The 18078-nt window shown below is 71.7% G+C and carries 17 protein-coding genes; 8 read left to right on the top strand and 9 right to left on the bottom strand.

The features are described 5' to 3' along the window. Nucleotides 1-44 precede the first annotated feature (44 nt). Nucleotides 45-1169, bottom strand: a complete 1125-nt coding sequence (locus ACIQRL_RS17520) for a PLP-dependent cysteine synthase family protein (RefSeq protein ID WP_401332128.1) — start codon at nucleotides 1167-1169, stop codon at nucleotides 45-47. 317 nt (nucleotides 1170-1486) lie between these two features. Here ACIQRL_RS17520 and ACIQRL_RS17515 point away from each other — a divergent pair, with 317 nt between their 5' ends. Next, nucleotides 1487-1810 (top strand): hypothetical protein, encoded by a 324-nt coding sequence (locus ACIQRL_RS17515; protein WP_261703200.1) that lies wholly within the window; start codon nucleotides 1487-1489, stop codon nucleotides 1808-1810. 216 nt (nucleotides 1811-2026) lie between these two features. Further along, nucleotides 2027-2542, top strand: a complete 516-nt coding sequence (locus ACIQRL_RS17510; protein ID WP_401332126.1) for an ATP-binding protein — start codon at nucleotides 2027-2029, stop codon at nucleotides 2540-2542. Between the two features lie 62 nt (nucleotides 2543-2604). On the opposite strand, the gene ACIQRL_RS17505 is transcribed toward ACIQRL_RS17510, so the two are convergent. From ACIQRL_RS17505 to ACIQRL_RS17495, 3 genes are read right to left on the bottom strand one after another with little or no spacing between them, the layout of a single operon-like run. Further along, nucleotides 2605-5166, bottom strand: coding sequence for an ABC transporter permease (locus ACIQRL_RS17505; RefSeq protein ID WP_401332124.1), 2562 nt, complete (start codon nucleotides 5164-5166; stop codon nucleotides 2605-2607). Continuing rightward, nucleotides 5163-5921, bottom strand: coding sequence for an ABC transporter ATP-binding protein (locus ACIQRL_RS17500; protein ID WP_401332122.1), 759 nt, complete (start codon nucleotides 5919-5921; stop codon nucleotides 5163-5165). The genes ACIQRL_RS17505 and ACIQRL_RS17500 overlap by 4 nt, the downstream gene beginning before the upstream one ends. Next, nucleotides 5918-6223 carry an SHOCT domain-containing protein gene (locus ACIQRL_RS17495; RefSeq protein ID WP_401332120.1) on the bottom strand — a complete coding sequence of 102 codons (306 nt, stop codon included), beginning with the start codon at nucleotides 6221-6223 and terminating at the stop codon, nucleotides 5918-5920. Before ACIQRL_RS17495 ends, ACIQRL_RS17500 begins: the two co-directional genes overlap by 4 nt. Nucleotides 6224-6443: 220 nt before the next feature. On the opposite strand from ACIQRL_RS17495, the gene ACIQRL_RS17490 reads away from it, so the two are divergent. From ACIQRL_RS17490 to ACIQRL_RS17480, 3 genes are all read left to right on the top strand, one after another. After that, nucleotides 6444-7004, top strand: a complete 561-nt coding sequence (locus tag ACIQRL_RS17490; RefSeq protein WP_401332118.1) for a TetR/AcrR family transcriptional regulator — start codon at nucleotides 6444-6446, stop codon at nucleotides 7002-7004. Between the two features lie 74 nt (nucleotides 7005-7078). Next, on the top strand, nucleotides 7079-7663 hold the full coding sequence (locus tag ACIQRL_RS17485) for a DUF4865 family protein (protein ID WP_401332116.1): 585 nt from the start codon (nucleotides 7079-7081) through the stop codon (nucleotides 7661-7663). A 35-nt stretch (nucleotides 7664-7698) separates the two neighbouring features. Further along, complete coding sequence (locus tag ACIQRL_RS17480; protein WP_401332114.1) at nucleotides 7699-8580, top strand: phosphotriesterase; 882 nt, start codon at nucleotides 7699-7701, stop codon at nucleotides 8578-8580. A gap of 3 nt (nucleotides 8581-8583) precedes the next feature. Here the strand turns inward: ACIQRL_RS17480 and ACIQRL_RS17475 are convergent, their stop codons facing one another. Continuing rightward, nucleotides 8584-9822 carry an ROK family protein gene (locus ACIQRL_RS17475; protein ID WP_401332112.1) on the bottom strand — a complete coding sequence of 413 codons (1239 nt, stop codon included), beginning with the start codon at nucleotides 9820-9822 and terminating at the stop codon, nucleotides 8584-8586. A gap of 157 nt (nucleotides 9823-9979) precedes the next feature. After that, complete coding sequence (locus tag ACIQRL_RS17470) at nucleotides 9980-10657, bottom strand: alpha-ketoglutarate-dependent dioxygenase AlkB family protein (RefSeq protein ID WP_401332413.1); 678 nt, start codon at nucleotides 10655-10657, stop codon at nucleotides 9980-9982. Nucleotides 10658-10728: 71 nt separating this feature from the next. Here ACIQRL_RS17470 and ACIQRL_RS17465 point away from each other — a divergent pair, with 71 nt between their 5' ends. Beyond that, complete coding sequence (locus ACIQRL_RS17465) at nucleotides 10729-11871, top strand: methyltransferase (protein ID WP_401332110.1); 1143 nt, start codon at nucleotides 10729-10731, stop codon at nucleotides 11869-11871. Nucleotides 11872-11989: 118 nt separating this feature from the next. Further along, the gene (locus tag ACIQRL_RS17460; RefSeq protein ID WP_401332108.1) at nucleotides 11990-13387 is read left to right on the top strand and encodes an NAD(P)/FAD-dependent oxidoreductase; all 1398 of its coding nucleotides are present in this window, start codon (nucleotides 11990-11992) and stop codon (nucleotides 13385-13387) included. A gap of 144 nt (nucleotides 13388-13531) precedes the next feature. On the opposite strand, the gene ACIQRL_RS17455 is transcribed toward ACIQRL_RS17460, so the two are convergent. From ACIQRL_RS17455 to ACIQRL_RS17445, 3 genes are all read right to left on the bottom strand, one after another. Continuing rightward, nucleotides 13532-14764: an MAB_1171c family putative transporter gene (locus tag ACIQRL_RS17455; protein ID WP_401332107.1), complete on the bottom strand. Its 1233-nt coding sequence runs from the start codon at nucleotides 14762-14764 to the stop codon at nucleotides 13532-13534. A 446-nt stretch (nucleotides 14765-15210) separates the two neighbouring features. Next, nucleotides 15211-16062 carry a class II fructose-bisphosphate aldolase gene (locus tag ACIQRL_RS17450; RefSeq protein WP_401332105.1) on the bottom strand — a complete coding sequence of 284 codons (852 nt, stop codon included), beginning with the start codon at nucleotides 16060-16062 and terminating at the stop codon, nucleotides 15211-15213. A 33-nt stretch (nucleotides 16063-16095) separates the two neighbouring features. After that, nucleotides 16096-16977 (bottom strand): SIS domain-containing protein, encoded by an 882-nt coding sequence (locus ACIQRL_RS17445; RefSeq protein WP_401332103.1) that lies wholly within the window; start codon nucleotides 16975-16977, stop codon nucleotides 16096-16098. A gap of 122 nt (nucleotides 16978-17099) precedes the next feature. Here ACIQRL_RS17445 and ACIQRL_RS17440 point away from each other — a divergent pair, with 122 nt between their 5' ends. After that, on the top strand, nucleotides 17100-17879 hold the full coding sequence (locus tag ACIQRL_RS17440) for a DeoR/GlpR family DNA-binding transcription regulator (protein ID WP_401332101.1): 780 nt from the start codon (nucleotides 17100-17102) through the stop codon (nucleotides 17877-17879). Nucleotides 17880-18078 lie beyond the last annotated feature (199 nt).

Below are 18078 nucleotides of genomic sequence, written 5' to 3'. Positions count from 1 at the left end.
GAACCCACCGGCGCGCCCTGCCGCCCGGTGAGGCCGGCCGGAGGTCAGGACGGCCAGACGCCCGTCTCCAGCAGGGAGTTGATCGCCGTCGTGTACGGCGCGATGTCCAGGCCCTGTTCGGCCAGCCAGGCGTCCGAGTAGTACTTGTCCAGATAGCGGTCCCCGGGGTCGCACAGCAGCGTCACCACGCTCCCCTTGCGCCCCTCGGCCACCATCTCGGCGACGATCTTCAGGGCGCTCCACAGGCCGGTGCCGGTCGAGCCGCCCGCCTTGCGGCCGATGGCCTGCTCCAGGGCGCGTACGGCGGCGACGCTCGCCGCGTCCGGCACCTTCATCATGCGGTCGATGGCCCCGGGCACGAAGCTCGGCTCCATGCGGGGTCTGCCGATGCCCTCGATGCGTGAGCCGCGGTCGCAGGTGACGTCCGGATCGCCGCTGGTCCAGCCCTCGAAGAAACAGGAGTTCTCCGGGTCGGCGACACAGATCCGGGTGTCCGCCTGCATGTAGTGGACGTAGCGCGCGAGGGTCGCCGAGGTACCGCCGGTACCCGCCGTCGTGACGATCCACGCGGGCTCCGGGAATCGCTCCAACGCCAGTTGGCGGAAAATGGATTCGGCGATGTTGTTGTTCCCGCGCCAGTCCGTCGCCCTTTCCGCATAGGTGAATTGGTCCATGTAGTGACCGCCGGTCTCGACCGCGAGAGCGGCGGACTCCTCATAGATCTTGCGCGAGTCGTCCACGAAGTGGCACTGCCCGCCGTGGAATTCGATCAGTCGGCATTTCTCGGCGCTCGTGGTGCGGGGCATGACCGCGATGAAAGGAACACCGATGAGCCCCGCGAAATAGGCCTCCGACACGGCCGTCGAACCGCTGGACGCCTCGATCACCGGGCGGCCCGGCCGGATCCAGCCGTTGCACAGGCCGTACAGGAAAAGGGAGCGGGCGAGGCGGTGCTTGAGGCTGCCGGTGGGGTGGGTCGACTCGTCCTTCAGGTACAGGTCGATGCCCCACTCCTCGGGAAGCGGGAAGCGGAGCAGATGGGTGTCGGCCGAGCGGTTCGCGTCGGCCTGGACCTTGCGGACGGCTTCTTTGAGCCAGCTCCGGTACTCCGCGTCACTGCGGTCGACATCGAGGGTCTCACCGGTCCGGATCTGCTGGGGAGTACTCACGGGAAGGCTCCTAACGCATGGCGCCGACACCGCTTCAACCGGTCGGACACCTCGATCATAAACACCTTCCGCACGCTCCTCACCTGCATAAACACACCTTTGGGCGACCCAAAGGCGCCCCTGGGGGGACGGCGGGAATCCGAATTCGGGGGGCGCATCCCGGCCTTTGCTCCCGTCGCCGCCACCACCTCGCCATACGCACTGGTGCTCGACGCCACCTGCGGGCAGACTGCACCGAACGGGGCGATCGCCCCCGACCTGGATGCACACTGGGTCACGACAGGGCACAGCCGGAGCGCACAAGGGGGCGGGGCATCATGGCGGAGCCGGAGTTCACGGCCACGGGCGTGCGGATCGGGAAGAGGCTGCGTTCGCTCACCCGGGCCGGACAGGTCCGGATCAGCGACGGCAGGCTGGAACTGCTCACCAGCTACGGCAGCGAGATCGACAGCGCGCCGGTGCAGGCGGTGCGGGCCTCGAAACCCTGGTTCGCGCACGAGGACCGGGCGTTGGCCGACGTCAACGGCACGCGCTACTCGCTCACGCTGGGCGAGCACGATCCGGCACCCGGCAGGCCGGGGCCGCCCTCGGCGCGCCGCTTCATCGAGGCGGTCCGCAGGGCGGCGGGACGCAGCGGCTGAGCCGCGCCCACGCGCCCGACAGGAGTCCTGAGGCACCGCGAGTTGCGGGGCGGTGCCCCCTGAGTCACTCTGATGTCACATCACTACTCTGGGTTTACCGGCGATAACGCTGCGAACCAGCCCGCCGGCCACCACAGCGGCGGCCGTTCCACTCAGCCGCCTCTGCTGGATCCGATCTCCGTCTTCTTCCGGACCTCAATTCGGGGAGTCGCAGCCGTGATCAGCCAGCCAAGCAGGCATTGCACGGTGGAGCTCCAAGCCCTGCCGTCGCGGATCGGCCAGGTCCGCAGAATCGTCTCTGCGCAGTTGCGCTACTGGCATCTGGACCCCTTGATAGACCGGGCCGCGCTCGGAGTGACCGAGCTGCTGAGCAATGTTCACCGGCATGCCCAGCCGGACAAGATCTGCACCGTGGAGATCGAGCTGCTGCTCGACCGGCTCACGGTGTCGGTGCACGATCACGACCCCCGGCTTCCCGTGGTGCGGGAAGCCGACCCCGGCTCCACCTGCGGACGCGGCCTCGCCATGGTCGCGGCGGTGAGCGAGAGCTGGGGTGTGCGGCCCGACGGCGAGTCGGGCAAGGCCGTGTGGTTCACGCTTCCGGCGTCGACACCCGTGGTGGCGGCTTCCCTCCGTTCGCCGTACGAGACCGCGAGCGAGGCCCCACTCCGTCACACCGTCGACGTCCTCAGGCCAGAACATGCTCCCGCCCGGTCAGCCGTTGTCGGCTGACCGGGCGGTGACATCCCCCTCGTACGTCGCTCGTCCGCGGGCGTCGTACGGCACCGGGTGGCTCACTCCGTGGCGATGGCCCGCAGCACGTCCAGGCGTGCCGCCCGCCGTGCCGGACGCAGTCCCGCGAGGGCCCCGGCAGCGAGACCCACCAGTGCCACCACCGCGAGCCGCAGCGGCGGGATCGCGAAGGCGAAGGCGCTGTCCGACGCTCCGTCGGAGGCCTCGACGAGCACCCAGCCGAGGAAGGCACCGAGGGCGAGCCCGCCCGCCGTGCCGAAGGCGGCGACGAGGACCGACTCCCAGCGGACCATGGCGCGCAACTGCGCCCGGGTCTGTCCTACGGCCCGCAGCAGACCGAGTTCCCGTGTGCGCTCGTGGATCGCGAGCGTGAGGGTGTTGGCGATACCGAGCAGGGCGATGAGCACCGCGAGGGCGAGCAGGGCGTAGACGAGGGTCAGCATCATGTCGATGCCGCCCGCCGAGGACTGCGCGTACTCGTCCCGGGTCTGCACCTCGGGACTGCCGTACCGCTCGGCGACCTTCTTCACCGCGGCTTTGCCCTCCGCCGTGCTCACTCCGTCCTTGAAGGAGACGGCGACGAGCGTGTCGGTGTCCTGGGTGCGGTGCGGGGCCCAGGCGGCGCGGGTGATGACGTAGTCGCCCGCGAGTTCCGACCGACCGTAGACGGCGCGGACGGTGAAGTTCGCCTCCCGTCCGTCGGTGAAGGCGAGCCTGGCCGTGTCGCCGGTCGCCAGATGCTGTTTGTCTGCCTCCTTGCGTGTGATGGCGATGCCGTCGGTGCCGAGGTCCCTCAGCGAGCCCTGTACGTCACCGAGGTCGAAGACCTTGCCGAGCACGACCGGGTCGGTGACCGTCAACGCGCGCCCCTTGCCGTTGACTTCGGCGACGCCCTTGCCCAGCCCGACGGCGTACTCGACCGTCGGCTGACGTGCGACGGCAGGGGCCAGTTTCGGGCTGAGCCCGCTGCCGCCCGCGCCGAACGACGGTGTGCTGACGGCGACATCACCCGCGAAGGAGCGGGAGACCGTCTGGTCCATGGTGGCCTTGAGCGAGGCGCCGAAGACGGTGAACAGCGACACGACGGCGACGCCGATCATGAGCGCGCCCGCGGTGGCGGCGGTCCGCCTGGGGCTGCGCAGCGCGTTGCGCCGGGCGAGTCCGCCGGTGACGCCGCGCAGCCTGCCGAGAGGCGCGCCGAGGACCCGTACGGCGGTCGTGGACGCGACCGGGCCGAGGACCACGAAGGCGGCGAGGGCCAGCACGGCGCCGAGTCCGGCGAGCCACAGCGACGGAGTCAGCAGGACACCGGTCAGGGTGACGGCCAGTGCCAGGGCGGCCAGTCCCCCGCCGACGGCGGCACGTCCGCGCGAGGCACCGGACTCGTCGACCGCCGTCTCCCGCAGCGCGGCGAGCGGCGCGGTGCGCCCCGCCCGGGCGGCGGGCAGCAGGGCCGAGCCGAGACAGACCACGACGCCGACGACGAGCGGCAGCAGCATGGACAGAGCGCTGATCACCAAGTCGCCGTCGGGGAAAGGGAATCCGATGGCCGGGAACAGCGCCTGAAGTCCGGCCGCGATCCCGATGCCGCCGGCGATCCCCACGGCCGAGGCGGTCACGGCGACGACGCTCGCCTCGGCCAGGGTCGACACGGTGACCTGCCGGCGCGAGGCGCCGAGGGCACGCAACAAGGCGTTCTCACGGGTGCGTTGGGCGACGACGATCGCGAAGGTGTTGTGGATGGAGAAGGTCGCCACGAGCAGCGCGATGCCGGAGAAGACGAGCAGGAGCGTGGTGAAGACGGTGAGGAACTGGCTGGAGACCATGTCGGTGTTCTCCTGCGCGGACTCCTGTCCGGTGATGGCCTCGACTCCCTTGGGGAGTACGGGAGTCAGGGCGGAGACGAGCTCGTCCTGACCGACTCCCGGGCCCGCGCGCACCCGGATGCTCGCGGCCTGCCCGGGCTTCGCGGTCAGGTACTTCTCCGCGTCGACCTGCGTCATCCCGGTGAACGTCACCTGGGCCATGCCGTCCGCGCCGCCGAAGGTCGCGAGGCCCACGATCGTCACCCTCACGGGGTCGGGCGTGCGCAGGACCGTCGTGTCGCCGATCTTCAGGTGGCCCTTCTTGGCGGTGCCCCGGTTGACGACGACCTCGCCGGACGTCGACGGGGCGCGACCTTCGGCGAGCCGGTAGGCGTTGAGCTTCGGGTCGTCGATCCAGTTGCCCGCGAGGGTGGGCGGCCCCTGTCCGCCGATGGGTTTGCCGTCCGAGCCGATGAGCTGGCCGGCGCCCTGGATGTCGGGTGCCGCGGCCGCGACACCGGGGGTCCGCTCGATCGTCCGCACCAGATCGATGCCGACCGGCCGACGTACGCCCTGGCTCTCCCCCGGTGTGGTGATGGTGTCGGTGCTGCGGACCACGGCGTCGGTGCCCTTGGTCGCGTTGCCGAACATCGTGTCGAACCCGGCGCGCAGCGTGTCGCCCATGACGAGCGTGCCGGCCAGGAACGCGACGCCGAGGAACACGGCGAAGAACGTGCCCGCGAAGCGGCGTTTGTGGGAGCGCAGCGACGAGACGCTGAGCCGCAGTGCGGCGTTCATACCGGGGCGCCCTTGCTGTCGAAGGCCTTCATGCGGTCGAGGACCTTGTCGGCCGTCGGGTTCTCCATGCGGTCCACGAGACGTCCGTCGGCGAGGAACACCACCTCGTCGGCGTGCGCGGCGGCGACCGGGTCGTGGGTGACCATGACGACCGTGCGGTCCATCCGGCGCACGGCCCGGCCGAGGAGGTTCAGGACCTCCTCGCCGGAGCGGGAGTCGAGGTTGCCGGTGGGTTCGTCCGCGAAGACGACGTCCGGCTGTCCGGCGAACGCCCTTGCCACGGCGACGCGTTGCTGCTGTCCCCCGGACAGTTCGCTGGGCCGGTGGTGGAGCCGGTCGCGCAGTCCGACGATGTCGACGAGGGCGTCGATCCAGTCGCGGGAGCCCTTGGTTCCGGCGAGGTCCATGGGCAGCGCGATGTTCTCGGCGACGGTGAGCGTCGGGATCAGGTTGAACGCCTGGAACACGAAGCCGATCCGGTCGCGGCGCAGCAGGGTCAGGCGGCGGTCGTCGAGGGTGCCGAGCTCGGTGTCGCCGATGTAGGCGGCTCCCGAGGTGAGGGTGTCCAGGCCGGCCGCGCAGTGCATGAGGGTGGACTTGCCGGATCCCGAGGGTCCCATGATCGCGGTGAAGCGGCCGGCCGGGAAGCCGACGCTGACCCCGTCCAGGGCCCGTACGGCGGTGTCGCCGCTGCCGTACACCTTCACGGCCCCGGCGACGCGGGCCGCGTCCTTGCGGTCGGTCGTGGCCGTCATACCGGACCGCCCTTGCCCGTACGCCCGAACTGCTCGTCGAGGACGGACAGGCGGCGCCAGTACTCGTCCTCGTCGATCTCTCCGGAGGCGAAGCGGCGGCCGAGCACGGCGATCGGTGAGTCGCCGGTTGTCAGGGGAGCGCCGGGGCCGAAGCCGTCCGTCCCGCGCCACGGGCCTCGGCGTCCGCGCCAGGCGGTGCGGCGCAGGACGGTCACGACGCCGATCACTACGGCCGCCCAGATCAGCGGAAAGAACAGGATCCACGGGCCGGGGCCGCCGTCCCAGTTCGCCAGGGTCTGCATCTCGAGTCATCTCCTCGGTGGAGTCGCGCGTCTCCGCGGGATCTCTTGGTGATGCTTCGAGACTCGCCCCGGCAGGGGGTCCGAGTCGTCGTACGGCCAGCGGCCGTGCCCGTACCTCCGGGGGAGTACGCCGGGCGCCCCCGGCTGCTCCACACGGCCGCTCCCCCTCGGAGACACGGCACCTCGACCTCTGTACCTACTAGTATGTACAGTGGCTTTCATGAGCACTCCGGACCGACTGATCGAGTCCACGCGCGAGCTGCTGTGGGAGCGTGGCTACGTGGGCACCAGCCCCAAGGCGATCCTGGAACACGCGGACGCGGGGCAGGGCAGCATGTACCACCACTTCCGGGGCAAGCCCGGTCTGGCGCTCGCCGCGATCCGCCGTACCGCCGAGGAGATGCGGGCCACCGCCGAGGGCGTCCTCGGCTCCCCCGGATCGCCGTACGAGCGGATCGAGGCCTATCTGCGGCGCGAGCGCGACGTCCTGCGCGGCTGCCCGATCGGACGGCTCACGATGGACCCGGACGTGATCGCGAGCGACGAACTGCGCGCCCCGGTCGACGAGACGCTGGACTGGCTGCGCGGACGGCTGGCCGCCATCGTCGAAGAGGGCAAGGAACAGGGTCAGTTCGCGCCCTCGCTCGACGGCGAGGAGACCGCCGCGACGATCCTCGCGACCGTCCAGGGCGGCTACGTCCTGGCGCGCGCCTCCGGTTCACCCGCCGCGTTCGACACGGGAGTCCGGGGACTGCTCGCCCTGCTGGCACCCGCCCGCTGACCGCGCCGCCCCGAAGGCCGCCGCTCCGGCGTCCGCCCTCCTCGCGAACCGCGCACTCCAGGAAGGACCTTCCCATGCACGCGATGCAGTACGAGCTCACGTTTCCCGCCGACTACGACATGACCGTCATCCGGGACAGGGTCGCCCGCGTCGGCCACCGGCTCGACGCGTGGGACGGCCTCGGGATCAAGGCGTACCTGATGCGCGAGCGCGGGGTGGCCGGATCCCCGGTCAACCAGTACGCGCCCTTCTACCTGTGGAACACGGCCGAGGGCATGAACTCCTTTCTCTGGGGCGGCGCGTTCCAGGGCCTGGTGAACGACTTCGGGCGCCCCCTGGTGCAGCACTGGACGGGTCTCGCGTACGAGGAGGGCGGCGCCGCCGGATCGCCGGCCAGGGTCGCGGTCCGCCACCGCCGGGCCGTCGCCGAGGGCGTGGAGCTGTCCGAGGCGATGGAGGAGGCGGTGCGCGAGGCCGGGCGGCTGGCCGCGCTGGACGGGGCGGTCCACGTCGGTGCCGCCGTCGATCCGCGGCACTGGGAGGTCGTGCACTTCTCGCTCTGGGACCACGACTCCCCCAACGCTTCGGGCGAGGTCTTCGAGGTGCTGCACGTGTCCGAGCCCGAGCGCGACCGGTTGCCGCAGGGCCGGCAGTGGTGAGCCCGGCGGCCACGGTCCGTACGGTTGCCGGTGACGTGCCGCCCGAACACCTCGGAGTGTGCGACGCGCACGACCACCTGTTCTTCGGCAGTCCGCAACTCCCGGGCCAGGAGCTGTGCGACGCGTCCGCCGCACGGGCCGAACTCGCCGCGTTCCGCGCTCAGGGCGGCGGCAGCGTGGTCCAGTGGACGCCGTACGGTCTGGGCCGGCGGGCCGCGGATCTGCCGCTGATCTCGCGCGACGCCGGGGTCCACGTCGTCGCGGCCACCGGACTGCACCAAGCGGCGCACTACACGGCGGAGTTGCTGAGCGAGCTGCGCGGAAGGCTTGCCGAGGTGTTCGTCGCCGAGCTCACGACGGGTATCGGCACGACCGGGGTCCGGGCCGGTCTGATCAAGGTCGCGGGCGGCTTCCACGCCCTGGACGCGCACGCCCGCCGGACGATGACCGCCGCCGCGGAGGCCCACCACGCCACCGCAGCGCCGATCGCCGTGCACCTGGAACTGGGCACCGGAGCCCTCGACGTACTCGACCTGCTCTGCGGCGAGTTGGGCGTGCCACCGCACCGGGTGATCCTGGGACACCTCAACCGCTCCCCTGACCTCGTGACGCAGCGCGAGGCCGCCGAGTCGGGCGCCTACCTCGCCTTCGACGGCCCCTCGCGCGCCAACCACGGCACGGACTGGCGCATGCCCGACGCCGTACGCGCCCTCGCCGACGCCGGTTTCGGGCACCGGCTGCTTCTCGGCGGGGACACGACGACCGCGGCGGCACGCTCGGTCAACGGCGGCCCGGGGATGCCGTATCTGCTGCGCCGGGTCCGCCCGAGGCTCGAACTCGCCCTGGGCAAGGACCTGGTGGACCGGATCCTCACGGAGAACGCCGGGCGTGCCTTCGCCGTCGCCTGGCGGCCCTGAGCGTCAGACGGGCAGCGCCCTCAGCGGGTCGTCGAGGACCGGCTGCCACGCCAACTCGGCCGCCCCGACCAGGCTGTTGTGGTCCAGGGTGCAGGCGAGGATCGGCACCCCGCCGCTCTGTCCCCACAGGCTGCGGTCGGCGACGACGGCACGCAGCCGGTCCGGGTCGGCGTCCAGCAGGGCGCGGTGCAGTCCGCCCAGGATGATGCGGTCCGGATTGAGGATGTTGACGAGCCCCGCGAGGCCGAGGCCCAGGCGGTCGATCAGCGCCTCGATGGCCCTGCGGACGGACGGATCGGCGTACTCGTCGCGGATCAGCTCGTTCGACTGCTGGAGCAGCGACACCTCGGGGCCGGGGGCACGGCCGGCCGCGGTGAGGAAGGCCAGCGGGTCGGCCTCGACGTCGAGGCAGCCGCGGCTGCCGCAGTGGCAGGGGCGGCCCTCGGGATTGACGGTGAGATGGCCGACTTCGAGGGCGAGCCCCGAACTGCCCGTGTGCAGGCGCCCGTCGAGCACCAGGGCACCGCCGACACCACGGTGTCCGGTAGCCACGCACAGCAGATCGCGGGCGCCGCGGCCCGCCCCGTGCCGGTGCTCGGCGAGGGCGGCGAGGTTGACGTCGTTGGCGGCGAACGCCGGCCCCTCGATACCGGCCGCGCGCACCCGCTCGGCGAAGATCTGCCGGACGGGGGAGCCCGCGGGCCAGGCCAGGTGCAGGGGGTTGAGGGCGAGCCCCTCGGGTTCGGCGACGGCGGAGGGGACGGCGAGCCCGGCGCCCACACAGCGGCGTCCGGTCTCGCGGAGCAGTTCGGCGCCGGCTTCGACGACCGAGCCGAGCACCTTCGCCGGATCGGCGTCGACGGTCTCGCAGCCGGGCGCGGTCGCGACGATCCGGCCGCCGAGGCCGACCAGCGCGGCGCGGAATCCGTCGGCGTGCACCTGCGCGGCCAGCGCGACGGGTCCGTCCTCGGCGACCTCGAGCCGGTGCGAGGGCCGTCCCTGCGAACCGGCGGCGGCACCGGGCCGCGCGTCGACGCGGATCAGCCCCAGCGCCTCCAGCTCCGCGGCCACGGCGCCCGCGGTGGCGCGGGTGACACCCAGTTCGGCGGTGAGCACGGCTCGCGTCGGCGCCCGCCCGGTGTGCACGAGTTCCAGCGCCGGTCCGAGTGCCCCGCGCCCCCGGTCGAGCCGTGTCCGCGTGCTGCCATCCCCCGCCGTCCGGGGGCCCGCCTTGCCGTTCATGAGGGCGAGTCTCCCATGATCCGCTCCCGCGGGGCCCGTCCGGTCGCGGGGGCCGCCGCCAGGGGACGCCCCGGAGCGGGGCCGCCGTCCGGATCGCGCGTCGGCCCCGCGGTCCGGGAGCCCTCCGCCTCCACGTCGCCCGCGATACCGCGCGCGGTCAGCGCGCGGGCTCCGGCGGGAAGCCGCTGACCCGGAGCGTGAGGTTCAGTCGCCCGGTCAGTCCCAACTCGGGGGGCGCCGTGCCCGCGTACACCCTCGGTACTCCGTGATACGCGAGCCGTGACGCGCCGCCGAACACGAAGAGGTCTCCGCTGCGGAGCTCGACGTCGGTGTACGGCCGCGTCCGGGTCTCGGTGTTGCCGAACCGGAAGACGCAGGTGTCGCCCAGGCTCAGCGACACGACCGGGGCGTCGGACGATTCGTCGCCGTCGCGGTGCATGCCCATCCGGGCTTCGGCGCCGTAGAAGTTGATCAGCGCGATGTCGTAGGCGGCGGACGGATCCGTGCCGAGGATGCCGACGCCGAGGGTGTCCGTGACCGCCTCGCGGGCCAGGTCCCCGAGCCGGTCGGGGAAGGGCTTCACCGGCGAACCGTCACCGTCGGCCACCGTCCGCGCATAGGCGTACGGGTACCAGTGCCAGCCCAGACAGACCTGCCGGGAGGTCATCGTGCCGCCGCCGGGGGTGCGGACCGTGCGCAGTCCCGCCGGCGGGCGCGCCCAGCCCCGGCATGCCTCGACGAGCCGCCGCTGTTGTTCTCCGTCCAGCCAGTCCGGGAGGTGCACGGCGCCGGGCGCGATCTCGGTCCGGCCGCGCGGGAACAGCTCCGCGTCCATCGACATGCCCCCATCCTCGCGCACCTCAGGCGCTCCGGGTCGCTTAGCCTTGACCCACGATGAACGACCGGATGACGACACCCTGGGGCGATTACGAGCTCGCCCGCTTCCCCGAGGACCCTCGCGATCGACTGCGCGCCTGGGACGCCGCCGACACCTATCTGCTGGGACATCTCGCGGAGAGCGGCACCCCGCTGACGGGTTCGGTCGTGATCGTCGGCGACCGGTGGGGTGCGCTCACGACGGCGTTGTCGGACCGGCGGCCGACCCAGATCACCGACTCCCTCCTGGCGCAGGAGGCGACCCGCGCGAATCTGGCGCGGGCCGGTGCCGAGGAGTCAGCGGTCCGGCTCCTCACGACCCAGGACCCGCCCCCCGAGCGGATCGACGTGCTGCTCGTGCGGGTGCCGAAGAGCCTCGCCCTGCTGGAGGACCAGTTGCACCGGCTGGCGCCCGGCGTGCACGAGGGAACGGTCGTCATCGGTACCGGCATGGTCAAGGAGATCCACACCTCGACGCTGCACCTCTTCGAGCGGATCCTCGGGCCGACCCGCACCTCGCTGGCCGAGAAGAAGGCCCGGCTGATCTTCTGCACCCCGCTCCAGGGGATCGCCCGGAAGGCCAACCCCTGGCCGTACAGTTACCGGCTGCCCGACGACGTCGGCCCGGTCTCCGGCCGCACGGTCGTCAACCACGCGGGCGTCTTCTGCGCCGACCGCCTCGACGTCGGCACCCGCTTCTTCCTGGGGCACCTGCCGCGCAGCCGGGGCGTCGAGCGGGTCGTGGACCTGGGCTGCGGCAACGGCGTGGTCGGTACGGCGATGGCGCTGGCCAATCCCGACGCCGAGGTGCTGTTCGCCGACGAGTCGTACCAGGCGGTGGCCTCGGCGGAGGCGACCTACCGGGCGAACGCCGACGGGAGCGCCGAGTTCCGTGTCGCCGACGGGCTGGACGGCGTTCCTTCCGGGAGCGTCGACCTCGTCCTGAACAATCCCCCGTTCCACTCCCACCAGGCGATGACGGACACGACCGCCTGGCGGATGTTCTCCGACTCCCGGCGCGCGCTGCGGCCGGGCGGCGAGCTGTGGGTGGTCGGCAATCGCCACCTGGGCTACCACCTGAAGCTGCGCCGGCTCTTCGGCAACAGTGAACTGGTCGCGGGCGACGCCAAGTTCGTCGTCCTGCGGGCCGTGAAGAAGGACGCCGACCGGTAGCGACGGGCAACCCGGCGCGTCGCCGACTGACAGATTCAGCGCAGTTTTTGATCTCCCCTGTACACCTACGCGTCCGACCGTAGAGTGAAGTCGCTCACCAATGACAACTGGGGGAATCATGTCGCGCCGTGCTGTCGTCATCGGTGGGAGCGTGGCCGGCCTGCTCGCCGCCGCGGCCCTGTCCCGGTCCGTGGACGACGTGATCGTCCTGGAGCGGGACGAACTGCGCGACGGCCCGCACCCGCGCAAACGGATCCCGCAGGCGCGGCACGCCCACATCCTGCTGCCCAGCGGGCGTGACGCCATCGAGGAGCTGCTTCCCGAGGCCGACGTGCGCCGGCGTCTGCTCGCGTCGGGAGCTCACGAGCAGCCCATCACCAGCATGCTGGGCTTCGGCCCGCAGGGCTGGTTCCGCCGCTGGCCGACCGTGGCCGACGACCTGCTGCTCACGTGCTGCAGCCGGGACCTTCTGGAGTCGGTCCTCCGCGACGCCGTCCTCGGGACCACCCCGGTCACGGTCCGCCGCGCCGAAGCACTGTCGCTGCTGGGGACCGCCGAGCGCGTCACGGGTGTACGCGTCCTGGCCGACGGCGCCGAGGAGGACCTGAGCGCCGATCTCGTCGTCGACGCCTGCGGACGGGGTTCACGCGTCGAGCACTGGCTCGAAACCCTCGGGGTGACGGACATACCGACCGACGAGGTCGACTCCGGTCTCGTCTACGCCAGCCGGATCTTCCGGGTTCCGAAGGGCGCGGAGGACTTCCCGCTGACGCAGGTCGAGGCGGACCCCGCCGCCTCCCAGCCGGGGCGTTCCGCGAATCTGGTGCCGATCGAGGGCGGCCGCTGGCTGGTCAGCCTCGCGGGTACCCGGGGCGGCGAACCCACCGCCGATCCGGAGGAGTTCACCGACTTCGCCCTCGGCTTGCGCCACCCCCTCGTGGGCCTGCTCATCTCCGGTGCCGAGCCGCTCAGCGAGGTGTTCCTCAGCCGCAGCACCCGCAACAGGCGCCGCGAGTTCGAGAGGGCGGCCATGCCCGAGGGCCTCGTGGTGCTCGGTGACGCCGTCGCCACCTACAACCCCGTCTACGGCCAGGGCATGTCCGTCGCCGCCCTCGGCGCCCTGGCCCTGAGCCGGCAGTTGCAGCAGAGCGACGTCGCCGCTCCGGGGTTCGCCCGCGGCGTCCAGCGCGCGGCCGCCAAATCCGTCTCGGCCGCGTACACCATGAGCACCTCGCAGGACCAGTGGTTCCCGGAGGTCGTCGGCAAGGCTCCGACGTTCGTGGACCGGCTCCTCAGCCGCTACATGGGCCGCATGGCACGCGTGGCCACCACCTCGTACGACGTGTCCGCGGCCATGTGCAGGGTCATCATGCTCCAGGTCGACGCGAGCCGTCTCGTGGAGCCCAAGCTGCTTCTCGCCACCTTGAAGGGGCCCGTCATGGAGCCCCTGACCGGGCCGCCGCTGACCCCCGAGGAGAGCGCCTTCCTCGACTCCGTGGGCCCCGTCGCCGTGTGACGGCGTCCGCTGTACGGGCGTGGGCCCGCCGGTCCACGCCCGCCCGTCTGTCCGAGGGCCACCGCGGAGCGCGTGTCCGACCGGGCGGGCGGACGGTCGAGGGGTCGGGCGACGCAGCCAATGCGCGGGCCGCACCGGGCACTGTCAGGAAAGCTGTCGTACCGCGGTTCGCCGCGACTGGATCGCGGCGTCGACGATGGGCGTGCGCACCGCCTTGGACAGGCTCAGCAAGGACGGCTGGCCCGTGTCCAGCGACCGCGAGTCGGCGGCCGGACGGCGCACGCGCGCGCTGACCGAGACCACCACGTCGACGTCGCCGACCGTGATGCCGATGGTTCCGGTCTCCGCGACGGGGGTCGGGGTCTCGGCGAGCGCGGCGACGGCGACCATCGCGGCCATCCCGATCACCTCGGCCTCCGCCGCGCAGGAACCGGCGGCCAGCGCGTCCCGGTAGGCGCGGCGCCGCACCTGGTCGTCGAGCTGTCCTGCGAGCCGCTTGAGGCCGTCACGGATGGCCGTTTCCCGTGTGGTGAGGCGCAGTTCGACGTCGCCGATCGTCCGCCACGACAGCGCCGCGACGCAGCGCCGACGGCTGGTGGGCCCGGACAGCAGACGGAACAGCGGACGCAGGCGTACGAACGTGATGGCGGAGTCGATACGCGGACCGACCAGCGGAAGGATGTAGCCGGCCGAGGCCAGGCAGGAGCCGACGGCCACCAGCGGTGCCACGCTGGTGCTGAGACCGTCCCAGTGGTGCCCGAGCCAGTGGGCGGTCAGCGCGACGGACTTGACGACGCTGTAGGCGCTGGTGAACAGCCAGCCCAGCACGAGCAGGGCCAGCGAGCCACGGGTCCAGCGCCTGACCTTCCGCGTCCAGCGCCAGCACAGCAGAGTGGTCGTCACCGCGGCCACCATGTGCGCCATCAGATACAGCACGATCATCTCTCGGATGAACGGCGTCGAGGCGTAGTAGGTGTCGAAGTCGGCCCGGCGCTCGACCGGCGCGTCGCCCAGTGAGAACAGGACGCCCTCGGCGGCGATCACTCCCAGGTAGCTGAACAGCCAGGCCCGGGACGTGCGTCGCACCTGGACGGGGTCGCTGCCCCGCCAGTGCACGATGAGGATGAGGGAGGCCGCGCCGAAGGCGGTCACCGCGCCGTAGGTCAGCGGCGCGGCCACATTCGGTATGCCCGTAAGGCTGTTGACGAGGGCGACGGTGGGCGGCGCCCCGAGGACGAAGCACAGTCCCGACAACAGGATGACGGCGCAGAACGACCGCTTGAGCGGGTCTCTCCAGTGGCGGCGCAGGTCGGGCAGCTGGGCGGCGAGTCCCATCCACAGGACGGCCGCGGCCAGGTAGTAGATCAGTCCGTTCACATCGGGCCCAGAGGCACCCGGAGGCGGACTTCTCGCTGCGCGCCGGGGCGCGGACCGTGGCCGGACATCGCACCGTTCACCGGGGTGCACGCGTCCTCTTCGCGCACCAACCTGCGATAACCAGCCAGAAGTTGACCGCTCAAGGCCTTCTCCGTCCTGCGCCCGGTCCAGCGCCGGATCCGCCCCGAAAACACCGCAAACCCCTGCTCCCCGTGTACATGGGGCATCCGGACGCTTGCCCGAGTGGCGTCCGGGGCGATCCCTCGCCCGCGAGCCTGCCGTGCCCTTTCGGCCTTCTCATACTTGTTCACCCTAGCCACCTTGTCACCCACTCGAACTGTCGTCGGTGCAAAAGCACATGCGCCAGGAGCCGCTTCGACCGGACCGGGCACCGGTGAAGCGGCCGCTTTGGGCCGCATATCAGTCCGTAGCGGCATCTGGACGGCTCATCCCCGCAGTACGCCGATGAGCCCCGTCACCGTCCGCGCCATCGCCTCCCGTCCCACACTGAGGTACTTCCGCGAGTCCACGGCTTCGGGACTTGCGGCGAGGAACTCCCGTACGGCGCCCGTCATCGCGATGTTGAGCGCGGTGCCGACGTTGACCTTGGCGATACCGCCTTCGACGGCCGCCCGGAGCTCGCCGTCGGGCACCCCTGAGGAACCGTGCAGGACGAGGGGGACGCCGAGCGAGGCGGCCAGGCGCTTGAGCAGGTCGTGGTCGAGGGCCGCGGTCCGGGTGGTCATCGCGTGCGAGCTGCCGATCGCCACGGCCAGCGCGTCCACACCGGAGTCGGTCACGAAGGCCCGGGCCTCCATGGGGTCGGTACGGGCGCCGGGCGCGTGCGCGTCCCGCGGCGGCTCACCGTTCTTGCCGCCGATCTCACCCAACTCGGCCTCGATCCACAGCCCTTGGGCGTGCGCCCAGTCCGCAGCGGCCCGGGTCGCCGTGAGGTTCTCCTCATACGGCAGCCGCGACGCGTCGTACATGACGGAGCTGAACCCGGCAGCCGGCGCCTCCCGCAGCAGGTCGTCGCTCTGTACATGGTCGAGGTGCAACGCGACGGGCACCGAAGCCCGTTCGGCAGCGGCGGTGGCGGCGCGGGCCAGCGGGAGCAGTCGGCCGTAACGGAACTTGACGACGTTCTCGCTGACTTGGAGCACGACGGGCGCGCCGGCGGACTCCGCGCCCGCGATGACGGCCTCGATGTGCTCCAGGGTGATGACGTTGAACGCGGCGACGGCGGCGCGCGTCCCGGCGGCCGCGGCGACCAGGTCACCGGTTGCTGCGAGGGGCATAATTCCTCCTTCTCCGTGGGTGGTCGAGCCGGCTCAGTGGCTGAGGATCACCGAGCGGGTGAGGTGGCGCGGCCGGTCGGGGTCCAGGCCGCGCGCCGCGGCGACGGCTACGGCCAGACGCTGGGCGCGGACGAGTTCGGCGAGCGGGTCGAGGCCGCCCTCCACCCACAACCCGCCGGTCCCCCGGACCTGTTCGGCCAGCCCCTCGGGTGCCTCGCCGAGCATCCAGGTGGCGGTGCCGTGGGTGGTGACGCTGATGGGACCGTGGCGGTACTCCATGGCCGGGTAGGCCTCGGTCCAGGCGAGGGACGCCTCCCGCATCTTGAGGCCGGCCTCGTTGGCGAGGCCGACGGTCCACCCGCGGCCGAGGAAGGTGAACTGCGAGCATCCGACGAGCCCTTCGGGCAGCGGAGTGTCCAGCGCGGTGCGCGCGTCGGCGACGACCGCGTCGCTGTGCAGACCGAGGTGGGCCCGGAGCAGGGTGAGCGCGGTGGTCGCGAACCGGGTCTGCACGACGGACCGCTCGTCGGCGAAGCCGAGCACGACGACATCGTCCGCGGACTCCATCACGGGCGTGTGCGGATCCGCGGTGACGGCGGTCGTACGGGTGTGTCCACGGAGCCGTCCGAGAAGTTCGAGCACTTCGGTGGTCGTCCCGGAGCGCGTCAGCGCGACGACGCGGTCGTACGAGCGGCCCGCGGGGAACTCCGAGGCGGCGAAGGCGTCCGTCTCACCCTGCCCGGACTGTTCGCGCAGCGCGGCCGCGGCCTGCGCCATGAAGAACGAGGTGCCGCAGCCCACGATCGCGACCCGTTCTCCCGACGCCGGCAGCGCGCCTTCGTGCACGGCCGCCTCTTCGGCGGCGCGGATCCAGCACTCGGGCTGGCTGTTCAGCTCGTCCTCGACATGGGTCATGCCGTACCCCTCCCATGGATGCTTGTTCTTGCAAGATATAGCGAGTTTTCGAGCACAATCAAGCATTTGAATCGAGGTGGGGTGCGTTAAGGTCGCAAAAGATCGAGGAACGGAGGGTGCGGATGTCGCGCGACGCCCGATGGAAAGCACTGCTGGAACTGCTCGTGGAGCGGGGCCGCCTGGATGTCGAGGAGGCCGCGACAGAGCTGGAGGTCTCGGCGGCGACGATCCGGCGCGACTTCGACCAGCTCGCCGAGCAGCAGATGCTCGTGCGCACCCGGGGCGGCGCGGTCGTGCACGGCGTCTCCTACGAACTGCCCCTGCGCTACAAGACCGCCCGCCACGCATCCGAGAAGCAGCGCATCGCGAAGGCGGTGGCCGACCTGATCGCCCCCGGCGAGGCGGTGGGCCTGACGGGCGGCACCACGACGACCGAGGTGGCGCGCGCCCTCGCCGTACGCCCGGACCTGGCATCGGGCTCTCCCGCGCTGACCGTCGTCACGAACGCGCTGAACATCGCGAACGAGCTCGCCGTGCGCCCCCAGTTCAAGATCGTGGTCACCGGCGGGGTCGCCCGGCCGCAGTCCTACGAACTCATCGGCCCGCTCGCGGACGGCGTGCTCGGGCAGATCACGCTGGATGTCGCGGTGCTCGGCGTGGTCGCCTTCGACGTCACGCACGGCGCCGCCGCCCACGACGAGGCGGAGGCCGCGATCAACCGCCTGCTGTGCGAGCGGGCCGAGCGGGTGATCGTCGCCGCCGACTCCAGCAAACTCGGTCAGCGCGCGTTCGCCCGTATCTGCGCGGCCGAGTCGGTGGGCACACTCGTCACGGACGCGGCGGTGGGGCCTGAGACGATCGCCCGTTTCGAGGAGGCGGGGATCGAGGTCATGGCCGTATGACATCGATCCCGCCGTGGGACTTCAAGGTCATCGCGGGACTTCAAGGTCATCGCGAGGCTTCCATCCCGTCGCGTGGCTTCCATCCCGTCGCGTGGCTCCGATCCCGTCGCATGGCCGCCAGGTCATCGCCGAACGACGATGACACCTCGGGTGACGGACGAGCCGCACGGGCCCTGATGCCCGCGTCCCCCGCAGGAGC

It is taken from the genome of Streptomyces sp. NPDC091209, from assembly GCF_044757755.1.
In the GTDB taxonomy this organism is placed as follows: domain Bacteria; phylum Actinomycetota; class Actinomycetes; order Streptomycetales; family Streptomycetaceae; genus Streptomyces.
Note: the sequence above shows the minus strand (reverse complement) of the source record. Positions and strands in the feature narration are given on the sequence as shown.